At 66.5% G+C, this 14,565-nt stretch carries 10 protein-coding genes; 6 read left to right on the top strand and 4 right to left on the bottom strand.

Annotated features, from left to right (window positions below):
- The first annotated feature begins 51 nt into the window (after positions 1 to 51).
- The gene (locus ACSQ25_RS19380; RefSeq protein ID WP_436107295.1) at positions 52 to 543 is read left to right on the top strand and encodes an MgtC/SapB family protein; all 492 of its coding nucleotides are present in this window, start codon (positions 52 to 54) and stop codon (positions 541 to 543) included.
- On the opposite strand, the gene ACSQ25_RS19375 is transcribed toward ACSQ25_RS19380, so the two are convergent.
- Together ACSQ25_RS19375 and ACSQ25_RS19370 are read right to left on the bottom strand one after the other, a co-directional pair.
- Complete coding sequence (locus tag ACSQ25_RS19375) at positions 540 to 2,291, bottom strand: allantoate amidohydrolase (RefSeq protein ID WP_436108110.1); 1,752 nt, start codon at positions 2,289 to 2,291, stop codon at positions 540 to 542. The two genes, ACSQ25_RS19380 and ACSQ25_RS19375, sit on opposite strands and share 4 nt — an antisense overlap.
- 86 nt (positions 2,292 to 2,377) lie before the next feature.
- Positions 2,378 to 3,316 (bottom strand): LysR substrate-binding domain-containing protein, encoded by a 939-nt coding sequence (locus ACSQ25_RS19370; RefSeq protein ID WP_436107294.1) that lies wholly within the window; start codon positions 3,314 to 3,316, stop codon positions 2,378 to 2,380.
- Between the two features lie 107 nt (positions 3,317 to 3,423).
- On the opposite strand from ACSQ25_RS19370, the gene ACSQ25_RS19365 reads away from it, so the two are divergent.
- Positions 3,424 to 4,659, top strand: a complete 1,236-nt coding sequence (locus ACSQ25_RS19365; RefSeq protein WP_436107293.1) for a urate hydroxylase PuuD — start codon at positions 3,424 to 3,426, stop codon at positions 4,657 to 4,659.
- Positions 4,659 to 5,894: a M20/M25/M40 family metallo-hydrolase gene (locus tag ACSQ25_RS19360; protein WP_436107292.1), complete on the top strand. Its 1,236-nt coding sequence runs from the start codon at positions 4,659 to 4,661 to the stop codon at positions 5,892 to 5,894. Before ACSQ25_RS19365 ends, ACSQ25_RS19360 begins: the two co-directional genes overlap by 1 nt.
- On the opposite strand, the gene ACSQ25_RS19355 is transcribed toward ACSQ25_RS19360, so the two are convergent.
- Complete coding sequence (locus ACSQ25_RS19355; RefSeq protein ID WP_436107291.1) at positions 5,868 to 8,108, bottom strand: hypothetical protein; 2,241 nt, start codon at positions 8,106 to 8,108, stop codon at positions 5,868 to 5,870. The two genes, ACSQ25_RS19360 and ACSQ25_RS19355, sit on opposite strands and share 27 nt — an antisense overlap.
- A gap of 59 nt (positions 8,109 to 8,167) precedes the next feature.
- Complete coding sequence (locus ACSQ25_RS19350; RefSeq protein WP_436107290.1) at positions 8,168 to 10,543, bottom strand: prolyl oligopeptidase family serine peptidase; 2,376 nt, start codon at positions 10,541 to 10,543, stop codon at positions 8,168 to 8,170.
- A gap of 607 nt (positions 10,544 to 11,150) precedes the next feature.
- Here ACSQ25_RS19350 and ACSQ25_RS19345 point away from each other — a divergent pair.
- From ACSQ25_RS19345 to ACSQ25_RS19335, 3 genes are all read left to right on the top strand, one after another.
- Positions 11,151 to 11,795 (top strand): ANTAR domain-containing response regulator, encoded by a 645-nt coding sequence (locus tag ACSQ25_RS19345; RefSeq protein ID WP_436107289.1) that lies wholly within the window; start codon positions 11,151 to 11,153, stop codon positions 11,793 to 11,795.
- Between the two features lie 26 nt (positions 11,796 to 11,821).
- Entirely contained in the window at positions 11,822 to 12,997 is a 1,176-nt protein-coding gene (locus ACSQ25_RS19340) for a CmpA/NrtA family ABC transporter substrate-binding protein (RefSeq protein ID WP_436107288.1), read from the top strand.
- A gap of 266 nt (positions 12,998 to 13,263) precedes the next feature.
- Positions 13,264 to 14,559, top strand: coding sequence for an MFS transporter (locus ACSQ25_RS19335; RefSeq protein ID WP_436107287.1), 1,296 nt, complete (start codon positions 13,264 to 13,266; stop codon positions 14,557 to 14,559).
- Positions 14,560 to 14,565 lie beyond the last annotated feature (6 nt).

Here is a 14,565-nt window from a genome sequence, read left to right as displayed (position 1 = left end):
GTCATCCTTGCTGAACTGGCATCATTCCCGGATGTGATCGGGAGGAGCGGCATGGAGTGGCTGGATCGGAGCTGGCTGACAGTACAGCATGAATTTTCGGACCTCGGCAATGTCGAGGACATCACGCGCATCGTGCTGCGTCTTCTCGTTGCGGTGGTCCTCGGCGGCATGCTCGGCTACGAGCGCGAATCGGTCGGCGCCTCGGCCGGCCTGCGCACCCATATGCTGGTGTCGCTCGGCGCCGCGCTGTTCGTGCTGATCCCGCTGCAGGCGGGGATGCAGATCGGCGACCTGTCGCGGGTGCTGCAGGGCGTCACCGCCGGCATCGGCTTCATCGGCGCCGGGGCCATCCTCAAGCATCACCAGCAGGACGACGTCAAAGGCGTCACCACCGCTGCCAGCGTGTGGCTGACCGCCGCCATCGGCATCGCGGCCGGCATGGGACGCGAAGCGACCGCGGTGCTCAGCGCCCTGTTGGCGCTGGTGATTCTGGCGATCCTGCGGATCACGCCGAAGCGCTCCCAGGCCAAGCCGAAGAATTAAGCGGACGCCAGGCTGCGCAGGAAGCCGAGCAGCACCTCGCCCGCCACTTCCGCATCGTCCGCCGTCATGGTCTCGAGCGGATTGTGGCTGATGCCACCGTTGCCGCAGCGCGTGAACAGCATCGCCACATCAAGGATCTTCGCCATCTCCATGGCGTCGTGCCCGGCGCCCGACAGCAGGTCGAAGCGCGCCAGGCCGCTTGCCTCGATGGCCGCGCCCAGCAGGTCCATCAGCCGCGGCGCGCAGGGTGCGGCATCCGCTTCCACCAGCTTCCACAGCTTTTCCTCGATGCCGCGCCGCGCGCAGATGGCGCTGATGCCGGCCAGGATGTCGTCCACCGCCGCCAGGCGCTCCTCGTCGCTGGCGGCGCGGATGTCGAGCGACAGCCGGCACTGGCCGGGGATCACGTTGACCGAACCGGACGGCACCTCGAGCTGGCCGACCGTGCCGACCAGCGAACCGCGTCCGCTGCAGCGCGCTTCGACCAGCAGCACGATTTCGGCTGCCGCCGCGGCGGCATCGCGGCGCATGTCCATCGGCGTGGTGCCGGCATGGCTGGCCACGCCCGAGAGCTCGACCAGGTAGCGCGAGCTGCCGGCGATCGCCGTCACCACGCCGACCGGCAGGCCGCGCTCGAGCAGCACCGGGCCCTGTTCAATATGCACTTCGATGAAGCCCAGCAGCCTTGCCGGGTCGCGTGCCAGTTCGGGAATCGCCGAAGGATCATGGCCGGCGGCGGCCAGGGCCGCGCGCATGCTCACGCCCGCGCTGTCCTGCTGGTCCAGCAGGGCCGGGTCGAAGCGGCCGGTGATGGCGCTGCTGCCCAGGAAGGTGCTGCGAAAGCGTACGCCTTCCTCTTCCGCGAAACCGATGACCTCGAGATGGAAGGGCAGGCGTTCGCCGCCTTGGTTCAGGTGGCGCACCAGGGCGATGGGCAGCAGGATGCCGAGCCGGCCGTCGTACTTGCCGCCATTGCGGACGGTGTCGTAGTGCGAGCCGGTGAGGAGCGTCTTCGCATCCGGCCGGGCGGCGGCATAACGCCCCACCACGTTGCCGACCGCGTCGATGTGCGCTTCCATGCCGGCCTCGATCATCCAGTCGCGCAGCTGATGTGCGGTGCGCTGGTGGGCCGGGGTCATGTAGGCGCAGGTCAGGCCGTCTTCGCTGTCGCTGAAGGCGCCCAGCGTTTCGGCCCAGTCCATGACCTGCGGCCCGAAGGCCTGCTGCACGTCCAGCAGGGCATTGAGACGGATCTCCGCAATGCGGTGCACCTGGCGCAGGCACTCGGCCATCTCGTCGCCGCGGCTGTTCTTCAGGCGGCGCGAGAAAGTCGCGATGATGGCGGCGCGGCTCAGGCCATGGCCCGTCGGGCCCTTCACCGCCAGGATGAAGGGAAAGCCGAATTTCTCCTTGTACTGCGCATTCAGCGCCTGCAGCACGGCGTATTCTTCCGGGCTGCAGCGGTCCAGGCCGGAGGCTGCCTGCTCGCCGGTCGATTCCGCCGTCAGCTCGCCGGCGATCGCCGCCTTGCCCGCCAGCTCGGGGTGGGCGCGCAGAAGGGCGAGTTGCTCATCTAGCGTGGCCCGGGTGACGACCGCCTGCAAGGCCTGCTTGAGGGCGGTCACGCTGGCGAAAGGACGCAGGCCGGCGGCGCGCTCGGCGATCCAGGGAGAGTGTTCGTAGATGCCGCGCAGGGCCTCGGCGAAGGCGGCGGGCGCAAGGCTGTTCAGGTCCGGCAGGGTGGTCATGGTATGCATCGCCTCATTGGAATCAATGATGATAAATCCTGCAAGCCATCCAGCTTATACGCGGGTGCGCATAAGCGGTATTGCGCTTATTTGACCGCGAGTGCTCGTGCAGCGGCGCTCACCTGGTCGCGCAGCCACTTGTGCTCGGTCGACTGGTGCACCCGCTGGTGCCACAGCTGGTAGAAGCGCATCGGCGGAAACTTGATCGGCACCGTGAAGCTCTTGAGCGGCAGCGTGCGTTCATAGAAGCGGATGAACTGGCGGCCGGTGGTCAGCACCAGGTCGGTCTGGGTCAGCATGTAGGGGATCACGCCGAAATAGGGCGACTCGACCGCCACCTTGCGCTGCAGCCCCAGGCGGTCGAGATGGGCGTCGATCACGCCGTGGTAACCCGGCAGCATCTGCGAGGGCGCCACGTGCGGCAGCGACAGGTAGTCCTCGACCGTCATCGCGTCGCTGGCCGTACGCCGTGCGTAGGGGCTGTCGGCGCGCATGGTGCAGGTGATCGGGTCTTCGAACAGCTTCGACATGTGCAGGTGGGCGGGCGGCTCGTCCCAGTTGGCGATCACCAGGTCCATCTCGCCGTCGGACAGCATGCGCAGGTAGTCCAGGCCCGGCCCCAGGCTGTGGATCACCACCTTGCTGTTGGGCGAACCGCGCCGCAGCGAGGCCACCACGCCCGGCAGGAACTGGGTGTCGAGGTAGTCCGGGGCGGCGATGTGGAAGGTGCGCGCCGCTTCCTCCGGCACGAAGGGCGACTTGCGCACGAACAGGCTCTCGGTTTCGTCCAGGATGCGCTTGGCCGGCTTCATCAGGCTCTCGCCGTGCTGGGTCGGCACCATGCCGCGCGCGCCGCGCACCAGCAGCGGATCGCCGGTCAGCTCGCGCAGCTTGCGCAGCGAGGCCGAGATCGAAGGCTGCGGCTGGTTCAGCTTGAGCGCGACGCGCGAGACGTTCTTTTCCTGCAGCAGCAGGTAGAGGATGCGGATCAGGTGCAGGTCGAGGTGCTGGGGCAGGCTGGCCATCGGGCGTCGTGTGTATATCAATTCGGCTATGTCGAATATACGCTAAATTTCATGTTGCAGAAATTGAAATCACGTTATTGTCGAGGGATATACATCAAGGAAGCCCTATGGACGATTTTGGCTATCTGGGCCCATATGCCCTCGAATGGTTCAACATGCTGGTGCGCTGGCTGCACATCATCACCGGCATCGCCTGGATCGGCGCCTCGTTCTACTTCGTCTGGCTCGACAACACGATCCGGCCGCCGGCGCCGGGCTCCGAGCTGGCGAAGAAGGGCGTCGCCGGCGAGCTGTGGGCGGTGCACGGCGGCGGCTTCTACAACCCGCAGAAATACCTGGTGGCGCCCGCCGAGCTGCCGAAGGAGCTCCACTGGTTCAAGTGGGAAGCCTATTCCACCTGGATCTCCGGCTTCGCGCTGCTCGTCATCGTCTACTACCTGAATGCGCAGGCGATGATGGTCGACCGCAGCGTCGCCGACCTGAGCAGCTGGCAGGCGGTCGGCATCGGCCTGGCCAGCCTGGTGGTCGGCTGGGTCGTCTACGACCTGCTGTGCAGATCGAAGCTGGGCAGGCACGACCTGGCTTTCGGCCTCGTGATCTTCGCCTTCCTGGTCGCCAGCAGCTACGTGCTGAGCCATTTGCTCAGCGGCCGCGCCGCCTACCTGCACGTGGGGGCGATGATCGGCACCATGATGGTGGCGAACGTGGCGATGCTGATCATCCCGGGCCAGCGCAAGATGGTGAATGCGATGATGGCGGGCCAGCAGCCCGATCCCGTGCACGGCATCAAGGCCAAGCAGCGCAGCGTCCACAACAACTACTTCACCTTGCCGGTGCTGTTCATCATGATCAGCAACCACTACGCGATGACCTACCGCCACGAATATTCCTGGGCGGTGCTGGGTGTGATCATGGCGGCGGGCGTGCTGATCCGCCACTTCTTCAACCTGCGCCACAAGGGTCGCGTCGAGTGGAAATATCCGGCGGCGGGCGTGGCGCTGCTGCTGGCCCTGGCCGTTGCGATTGCGCCGAAGGCCCCGCTGCAGGCCAAGGCCGGCGCTGGCACCGACGACGCCGCGCGCTTCGCCCAGGTGCGCACCATCATCGACCAGCGCTGCGTGTCCTGCCATGCGCAGCAGCCGACGCAGGCGGGGTTTGCGACGGCGCCGGGCGGCGTCATGCTGCACACCCCCGAACTCGTGAGCCAGAACGCGCAGCGCATCTATCAGCAAACCGTGCAGATGAAAGCCATGCCGCTGGCGAACCTCACCAACATGACCGATGCCGAACGGGCGCAGGTCGGCGCCTGGTTCGAAGCCGGCGCAAAAACCGGGAACAACTGATGAACGATCGACAGCAACAGCTCCTGGAATGGATCGACGCCCACTTCGACGAGGAAGTCGGCTTCCTGCAGCAGGTGATCCGCATTCCGACCGATACGCCACCGGGCAATAATGCCCCGCATGCCGAGGCGGTGGCCGGCATGCTCGCACAATACGGCTGGAACGCCGAGCAGCACGCCGTGCCGGCACAGGAGGTGCGCGACTACGGCATGCAGAGCATCACCAACCTGATCGTACGCCGCCCTTACGGCGATGGCGGCCCGACGCTGGCGCTGAACGCCCACGGCGACGTGGTCCCGCCGGGGGAAGGCTGGAGCAAGCCGCCCTACGGCGCCGAGATCCACGAGGGCGCCATCTACGGCCGCGCCGCGGCAGTCTCGAAGAGCGACTTCGCCACCTATGTGTTCGCCGTGCGTGCGCTCGAAGCGCTGGGCGTGCCGCTCAAGGGCGCGCTCGAGCTGCACTTCACCTATGACGAGGAGTTCGGTGGCCTGCTCGGCCCGGGCTGGCTGCTGGAACAAGGCCTGAGCCGCCCCGACTACGTGATCGCGGCCGGCTTCAGCTACAACATCGTCACCGCGCACAACGCCTGCCTGCAGCTCGAGATCACGGTGCACGGCAAGGCCGGCCACGGCGCCATGCCGGAGCTGGCGGTGGATGCACTGCAGGCCGCCACCCGCATTCTGAACGCGATCTACGGGCAGCTGCCGGAACTGAAGAAGATCAAGTCGGGTGTCCCGGGCATCGACTCGCCCACCATGTTGGTGGGCCGCATCGACGGCGGCACCAACACCAATGTCGTGCCGGGCAAGGTGATCATGAAGATGGACCGCCGCATGATTCCGGAAGAAGATCCGGTGGCGGTCGAAGCGCAGCTGCGCGCCCTCATCGAAGAAGCGGTGGCCGGCATGCCCGGCATCCGGCTCGAGATCCGGCGGCTGCTGCTGTCGCATGCGTTGCGCCCGCTGCCCGGCTCCGGGAAGCTGGTAGAGAGCCTGCAGCGCCACGGCCGCGCCATCCTCGGCGAAGACATCACGGCCCAGGGCACGCCGCTGTATGCGGACGCGCGCCTGTACGGCGAGCGCGGCATCCCGGCGGTGCTGTACGGCGCCGGTCCACGCACCGTGCCGGAATCGAACGCCAAGAAGGCCGACGAGCATGTGCAACTGGACGACCTGCGCAAGGCTACCAAGGTGGTGGCGCTGAGCTTACTGGACTTTCTCGGTGGGGAGTGAAAGCTTGCGCGGCACGATGGCAAATTGCGGGCCGCGGCCGTAGTCCGGCTTGACGCTGCGCGCCATGAATTGCCGCCACGCCTTCCTGCCGGGCTCTCCCAGGGCGTCGACCGCATAGGCCAGCGCCGGCTGCATGTTCGACGGGAACCCTTCCTCGCTCGCCGAGTAACCGGTCATTTCACCGGTTTTCAGTTTGAGCGCGGCGGCCATTTCGTGGCCGCCGCAGGGCAGGGCGCGTATCTCGGCAGGAATGCTGGCGCGATAGGCTTCGTCGATACTGGCATAGAAGGGCGCCGATGCGCTGTCGCGCACCATCATGCTGTACATCGCGCCCTGGATCCAGCAGCTGCCGTCGCCGGTCATGCGCATCACGGGGAATCTGGTCTTCCAGCGCAGCAGTGCCTGCGCCTTGTCATAGCCCAGTTCTGCGACGTGCCCGACAGCCGACGTGAAAAAGTCGTCCTGCCATGGCGCCAGCCCGCGCTTGTCGGCGTAAGCCAGTGCATAGCCGTTGACGATGGCGCCCAGGGCGTTCGCCTTTGGGTTGTGGGTGTAGGTGGCGTTGTACCAGTCCAGGTTGTCGTCGAGGATCTGGGCGAAATGGCGCTTCAGCGGATGCGCGTCCGGGGTAATGTAGGCTGCTTCGGCGAGCGTGCGCAGCGCCCATGCCTGACCGCGCACCTGTTCGGGCTTGAGCAGGCCCTTGCGGTGTTCGCGGTAGCGGGGATTGGAGGCGAACACGTCGTACATGGCCCAGAACTGCAGTTCCTCCAGATGGTAATGGTCGCCCGTGAGGAGATAGGGCAAGTAGGAAAACGCCGGTTGGTGCGAAATATCGTGATTGTTGGGCGTCTTGCAGGCGTCCGGCCGTACACACGCAGGGAACAGTTCGCGTTTGCCGGTTGCCGGATTGAGCGTATCGCCGGGCATGCCGAATCGCGTCATGTAAGGATAGTCGTGCACGCTCACCGGCAGCCCGGTTCGGCGGTCGCGGTAGTGCATCGACCAGCTTCCCGCCAGGTCGGCCGTCCCGAGTGTGAGTTCGCGTGCACGCCGGTCCATGCCGAGCAGGTACATGGCCGCCCATCCCGGCAGCAGCCCGATATCGGCGCGTCCGCCTGTATTGGGCATGCCAGGAATTGCCATGCCGGTGCCCATTGGCTCGGTCCGCGGGCCGCTCCAGCCGGCGTGCATGCGCGACAGCCTGGTGTCGTCGATCACGACCGACTGGTCGTAGTTGGGCAGCGCCATCGACTCGATCAATTGCCGGGTGTCGTGGCGCACGTGGACGGAAGGGGCGCCGCCCCACCAGAACAGTTTGCGCCAGCGCGCGTGGTGGTAGTGGGTCAGGTCCTGCTTGCTGTAGACCTCAGTGTCGCCGACGATGACCTGCGCATCGTAGGTGAAGTTTTGCGGCGCCGGTTCGAAGGCCCAGTTGTTCTCGACCGTGACGTCGACACGCGCCTTGTCCAGTGCCGGATACCAGCGCAGCGCGAACCGGGCTGCCAGGTGCGGGTGAGCCCGGCCATCGGCATCGGCCAGCGGGCCCGTTACCTGCCACTCGCGCGCGATAGGTCCATCGAGCCAGAGTACCGCTTGCGTTTTCTCCAGCAGCGCGCGCAGGTTGGCGGTGTACACCCTTTCATCCAGCTGCAGCTCTACCCTGGTATCCATTCCCTGTTGCAGCAGCGTCGACAAGGTGCGCTCTTTCGACACGGCGGCCCTTGCCGGCGCGGCGCTTCCCTTGAACAGTCCAAGCAGCACCGGTTTCGCAGGCGAACTCCGGGCAAGGACCAGGGAAATGATGGCATGCCTGACCGACCCGTCGGGATGGCGCGCCTTGACGTCGGTCTGCAAGGGAACCGTGCTGCCATCGGCCAGCCGCGCCAGCAAGCCATCCGTGCGCTTGAGGACGCCCTCGCCGAACACCTGGCCAAAGGTGACCGGGACGTTTTCCTGGTCCTTCTTGCCCGTGTCTTCGAAGACCAGCGTCGCCAGCGCGCCCGAAATCCTGTCTTGGCGCGCCTGAACGCCGGCGCCGCCGGCATGGTCTGTCCCGGCCTTGCCGTAGCGGAGTTCGACGACGCGCGCGGCATCGAGCCCGCCGCCTGCCGGCAAACCGGCCTCCTTGCCCGATCCGGGCATGGCCTGGCTGCGCGCATCGGTGAGGACGGCGCCGGCCAGGAAAGCGATGACGAAAAGGTGGCGTGGCATGAATTGACGGAGTGGCCGATCAAAAAAGGCGCCCGCAGGCGCCTTTCATGTTAGCAGTGTTATTGCTTCAGCGTGCGTTCGAATAGCTGGTAGATGCGGCGGTACTGGTCGTACCAGGCTTCCGGCTGGACGTAGGCGTGGCGCTCCAGCGGGTAGCTGGCCAGTTCCCAGTTATCCTTCTTCAGCTCGATCAGGCGCTGGGCCATGCGCACCGAGTCCTGGTAGAACACGTTGTCGTCGATCATGCCGTGGGCGATCAGCAGGTGGCCCTGCAGCTTGTCGGCGTACTCGATCGGCGACGAGATCTTGTAGGCCTGCGGGTCGATGTCCGGCGTGTTCAGGATGTTGGCGGTGTACTCGTGGTTGTAGGTCACCCAGTCGGTCACCGGACGCAGCGCGGCACCCGCCTTGAAGGTGTCCGGCGCGCGCATCATGCCCATGAAGGCCATGAAGCCGCCGTAGCTGCCGCCGTAGATGCCGACGTTCCTGGCGTCGCCCTGGTGCTTGGCCACCATGTAGTTCACGCCGTCGATGTAGTCCACCAGTTCCGGATGACCCATCTGGCGGTAGATCGCGGTGCGCCACTTGCTGCCGTAGCCCTTCGAGGCGCGGTAGTCCATGTCGAGCACGACGTAGCCCTTCTGGACCAGCAGGTTGTGGAACATCTGCTCGCGGAAGTAGTTCGGGTAGCGCTTGCTGACGTTCTGCAGGTAGCCGGCGCCGTGCACGAACATCACCACCGGGTACTTTTTGTTCGGGTCGAGCTGGGCCGGGCGGTACAGCTTGGCCCAGACCGGGTCGCCACCGTCGCTCGAGGGCACCGCCACGTACTGCGGTTCGATCCACTGGCGCGCCTTGAATTCGGCCGTGCGGGTATCGGTCAGCTTGACGGCCGCGCCGCCGCTCACCGGCACCGTGGCGATCTGCACCGGGGTGTAGCTGCTCGACCAGTGCACCAGCAGCTTGCGCTCGTCCGGCGACAGGCGGAAGCGCTCGACGCCGTCCAGGCTGGTCACTTCGCGGATCGCGCCGTTCTTTGCGTCGACGGCGCAGACTTCGTAGTCGCCCGGGGTGGCGCGGTTGCACATCATGTAGGCGACGCTGCCGTCATGCGACCAGCGCACGTCCGAGGCTTCCCACTTGCCGGAGGTGAGGGCGCGCGCTTTTGCACCCTCGCCACCTTCGGCAGGCTGCGTGTACAGGTGCGAATAGCCGCTTTCCTCGGACAGGTACCACAGGGTGCGGTTGTCCGGCAGCCAGCCGAATTCGTTGTTGTCGTAGTTGATCCAGGCCCGCTCGGTCAGGCGGTGCAGCGGCTTGAGCTTGGCGCCCGCCAGGTCGACGCTGGCGATCCAGCGGTCCTTGTTGTCGACCGAGCGCAGCATGACGGCGACATTGGCGCCGTTGGGCGACCATTCGATCGCATCGGCGCCGTCGATCACGCGCACCGGGCGGCTGCCCTTCAGCGGCTCCTTCTTGGCGGCGGCGCGCAGCTCGGCCAGCGGATCGACGTTGACACCCGGCAGCACGTCGAAGGACAGGTCCTGCACCTTGTTGGTGCGCAGATCGACCAGCTTCAGTGCATGAGGCGTCGGCATGTTGCGTCCGACGCGGGTGCGCTGGTCGTCGAATTCCTCGTAGCCCGACTCGGTCACATAGCGCGGCATCTTGCCGACGCGGCCCTTGTCGCCGTTCTTCGGCGCGGTCACGACCAGCAGCCAGCGGCCGTCCGGGGACAGCACCGTGCTCTCGATCGCGACCTTGTCGCCCAGGTAGATCTGGCCAGGGGGCAGGGTCGGGTCGAAGCGGCGCTGCTCGTTCATGCGCTCGCGCAGCGCATCGCGCTCGTCCTTCTGGCGCTTCAGGGTGGCGATCAGGCGCAGCTGCTGGTCGCGCAGCGCGTCTTCCTCGTTCACCGCCGGATCCTTGGCGGCGCGCGGCAGCGCGACCGGGCCGACCACCCTGGTGGCGCGGTCCCAGCCATACCAGTCGGTGCCGATGCGGTAGTGGACGCTGCGTTCGTCGCTCGAATACTGCATCGCGTCGAGCCTGCTGGCGCCGCGCGTGATCTGCACCAGCGCGCCGCTCTTCAGGTCGCGCTCGAACAGGTCGCCGTTACGCAACATGAGGGCGCGGGTCTGGGCCGGGTTGTAGATGACGTCGGCGCCGTCGATCTTCGCGCCTTCGGCATCGCCCACCAGCTTCGGCCGGCCGCCTTGCGCCACCTGCCAGGTGTCGCGGATCGGCGAACCGCTGCGCTTCTGCTTGTAGAACACCTGCTTGCTGTCCCAGCTCCACCAGGCGGTTTCGACCGGGGTGCCGATCCAGTCGGGGTGGGCCATGGCCTGGTCGAGGGTGATGGGCGTGGAAGCCGCGGCCGGCAGCGCTGGTAGCACCAGCAGGGCCGCAAAGATCGTGATAACAGGTGGTCGCATCGTGTCGTGGATAGCTGATTGAAAGGTTTGGCTTTCTAGCCAAAAATGCGATTTGCATTCTAGCTCAGCATTTCACGGTGCGGGGAATGTGGAGAACGGACTTGCTAAAAAAGACAATGGCGGCGTACATACATACGCCGGACAGGCACATACATATCAATACGGCTGCTGCGTCGCAGCGTGTCAGGCAGCCGTACGCGGGCGCTTGGCGGGGCGCAGGAACAGGGCCAGGCGGACCACCAGCGCCATGAGGGCGCAAACGCTCAGGACGGTGTCGAGCATATTCATGTTCAGCCCCGGACTGCCGGCGCCCAGCCGCCGTGAGCGGCATAGAGTTCGATCGAGAAGCTGCGCACTGCGGCGGCGGCGTTGGCGAAGAAGCGGCGGGTTGCGGCCATGGTGGACTCCTGTGAAAAAGGTGATGTTGCGTTGCAGTATAAGGAGGCTGGAGCCATAAATAAACTTTAGATTCGTGATTCCGGCGATTCGTTCTGTGAATAATTAACGATCCGAGCTCATCCGTGATATTGACGCCGCGAATGTCTCATCCCCGCCACTTCGCATGAGGCTCATATGGGGTGGTGCGGTTCTTGCATGCCATACCGGCATGACATCCTCAAGCTGTGGTCCACCTCATTTGCGCATCGTCGTCGTCAACCCCGCCGCGCCGCCCGGCGCGGAGCGCGATGCGGCCCTCGCCGAACAGGCGCGCCGCAGCGCCGCGCTGCGCATCGGGCTGCTGGAATCGGGCTACGACCTGATCGCCTCGCTGCCGGCCGACGTGTTCCTGCCGGAGCGCATCGCCCAGCTGCAGCCGGACCTGATCATCGTCGACAGCGAGTCCGACGCGCGCGACATCCTCGAACACATCGTGATCGCCACCCGCGATGCGCGCCGTCCCATCGTGCTGTTCACCGAAGACGATGCACCGGCCAGCATGGACGCCGCGCTGGAAGCGGGCGTCTCCGCCTACATCGTGGCCGGCCTGCACGCGGAGCGGGTCAAGCCGGTGCTGGACGTGGCGCTGGCGCGCTTCCGGCGCGAGCAGAAGCTGCTCGACGAATTGCAGGGCACGCGCCAGAAGCTGGCCGATCGCAAGATCGTCGACCGCGCCAAGGGCCTCCTGATGACGCGCTACGGCCTGACCGAAGACCAGGCCTACCAGCGCCTGCGCAGCATGGCCATGAACAAGAACCTGAAGCTGGCGGAGATCGCGCAGCGGCTGATCGATGTGGAAGACCTGCTCGGCTGATGCCGGCGGCGGAGAAACGGAACACTATGGCAGGCAGCGAACAAAGCGGGGCGTGGATCGCCGGCTCCGACAAACCGGAACGGACATCGGTACGCATCGGCTTCATGCCCCTGGCCGACTGCGCGCCGGTGGTGATGGCCTCGGTGCTCGGCTTCGATGAAAAGTACGGGATCCGGTTCGAGCTGAGCCGCGAGCTGTCCTGGACCGGCATGCGCGACCGCCTGGTGGGCGGCGAGATCGATGCGGCCCATGTCCTGTATGGCCTGCTGTACGGGCTGCAGATGGGCGTCGGCACGCGCGCGCGCCAGATGGCCGTGTTGATGAACCTGAACCAGAACGGCCAGGGCATCACGCTGTCGCGCGCCCTGGCTGCGCGCGCCCAGGACGGGGCGGCGCTGGCCCGGCTGCTGCACGCGGACGAAGGGCTGCGTCCCACCTTCGGCCATACCTTCCCGACCGGGAACCACGCGATGTTCCTGTATTACTGGCTGGCCGCCGCCGGCATCGCTCCTTTCGAGGACTGCAAGCTGGTCACGGTGCCGCCCGGGCAGATGGCATCCAGCCTGGCCGCCGGCCACATGGACGGCTTCTGCGCCGGCGAGCCCTGGGGCCAGCGCGCGCTGCGCGAAGGCGTGGGCGTGCCGGCGCTGTCGAGCGAAGAGATCTGGCCGGACCATCCGGGCAAGGTGCTGGGCACGAGCGCCGGCTTCGCCGCCGCCCATCCGCACACCTGCCGCGCGATGGTGGCCGCGCTGCTGGACGCGGCGCGCTGGCTGGACGCCTCGCGCACCAACCGCGAAGCCGCGGCCGAGGTGCTGGCCAGCCCCGGCTACGTGAATGCGGGCAGGGAAGTGCTGCAGTACTGCCTGGCCGGCCGCCCTGGCAGCAAGGGCGGCAAGGGCGGCTGGCGCGGCCATAACGGCCTGCGCTTCTTCGGCGACGGCGAAGCCAGCTTCCCCTGGTTGTCGGACGGCATGTGGTTCCTCACCCAGCAGCGCCGCTGGGGCCTGCTGCGCGCCGACCCGGCCTACGCCGCCATCGCGCGCGAGGTCAACCGCATCGATCTCTACCGCGACGGTGCGGCGCTGGCCGGCGTGGCGGTGCCGGATGCCCCGCTGCGCAGTTCGACCCTGCTCGACGGCCGCGTGTGGGACGGCAGCGATCCTGCCGGCTACGCCGCATCGTTTGGGCGTATTGACTGAATCGGTGCGCAGCGCCGCATCATTTGCGGGCATGTTGCACCGCAATGTAGCGCGCCGGCCGGTACTTCCCTCCCGCTTCCCTCTGTGCCGGGTCTGGCACGCCTCTTGCTCATACTTTGGTAAAGGATCAATGGCGATCCCCTTCAACTTGCTGCCGGTCTAACGAGGGACCGGCAAACAAGCGCAACGACAGGACAACGGCGTCCGCAGCTCACTGCTTCAACAGCAGGAGCGCGGACGCCGTTTTGTTTTCTAAAGGAAGAAACATGGCCAGCAAAGCAGACAGCATCAAACTCTTCTCGTTCAATACGGCGCCGATGCGCGCCTTCCACCTGACCTGGGTCGCCTTCTTCATTTGCTTCTTCGCCTGGTTCGCCTGCGCACCGCTGATGCCGGTCATCAAGGGCGAGTTCGGCCTGTCGATGGAGCAGGTCGCCAACATCAACATCGCCGCCGTCGCCATCACGATCTTCGTGCGGCTGCTCATCGGCCCGCTGTGCGACCGCTTCGGTCCGCGCAAGGCCTACACCGGCCTGCTGCTGCTGGGTTCCATCCCGGTGCTGGGCGTGGCGATGGCGCAGAGCTACGAAAGCTTCCTGCTGTTCCGCCTCGGGATCGGCGCGGTCGGCGCCAGCTTCGTGATCACCCAGTACCACACCTCGGTCATGTTCGGACCGAAGGTGGTCGGCACCGCCAACGCGGCTGCCGCAGGCTGGGGCAACAGCGGCGGCGGCGCGGCCCAGGCCCTGATGCCGCTGCTGCTCACCGCGGTCGCCATGCTCGGCGTCTCGCAGGCCATGAGCTGGCGCGTGGCGCTGGTGGTGCCGGGCCTGATGATGATCGTGATGGCCTTCGTCTACTGGCGCTACACCCAGGATTGCCCGGCCGGGAACTACGACGAGCTGCGCGCCAGGGGCGAACTCCCGCAGGGGAATAAGGGCGGCCTGGCGAGCTTCCGCGAAGCCTGCCGCAACCACCGCGCCTGGCTGCTGTTCGTGACCTATGGCGCCTGCTTCGGCATCGAGATCTTCATCCATAACATCGCCGCCGTGTACTACGTCGACAAGTACGGCCTGTCGCTCGGCGCGGCCGGCCTGGCCGCCGGCAGCTTCGGCCTGCTGGCCCTGTTCGCCCGCGCCCTCGGCGGCTGGCTGTCGGACCGCAGCGCCCGCAATGGCAGCCTGAACAGCCGTGTCACCGTGCTGTTCGTGCTGATGATCGGCGAAGGCCTGGGCCTGCTGTGGTTCGCGCAGGCCGAGGGCGTGGCCTACGCCGTGATCGCCATGCTGTGCTTCGGCCTGTTCACCCACATGGCCTGCGGCGCCACCTATGCGCTGGTGCCCTTCGTTGCACCGAAGGCGCTGGGCGGCGTGGCCGGCATCGTCGGCGCGGGCGGCAACGTCGGCGCCGTGGCGGCCGGTTTCCTGATGAAGGGCACGGGCGACATCGCCCAGACCCTGACGATTTTGAGTGTGATGGTACTGGTCGCAAGCCTGTGCGCCATCGCCGCCCGTTTCACCATGACCGCAGGCGAAGCGTCGCCGGCGGTCTCCGCAGCATAAGGAGTA

This window comes from Massilia sp. LjRoot122, from assembly GCF_964252725.1.
Taxonomy (GTDB): domain Bacteria; phylum Pseudomonadota; class Gammaproteobacteria; order Burkholderiales; family Burkholderiaceae_D; genus Telluria.
Note: the sequence above shows the minus strand (reverse complement) of the source record. Positions and strands in the feature narration are given on the sequence as shown.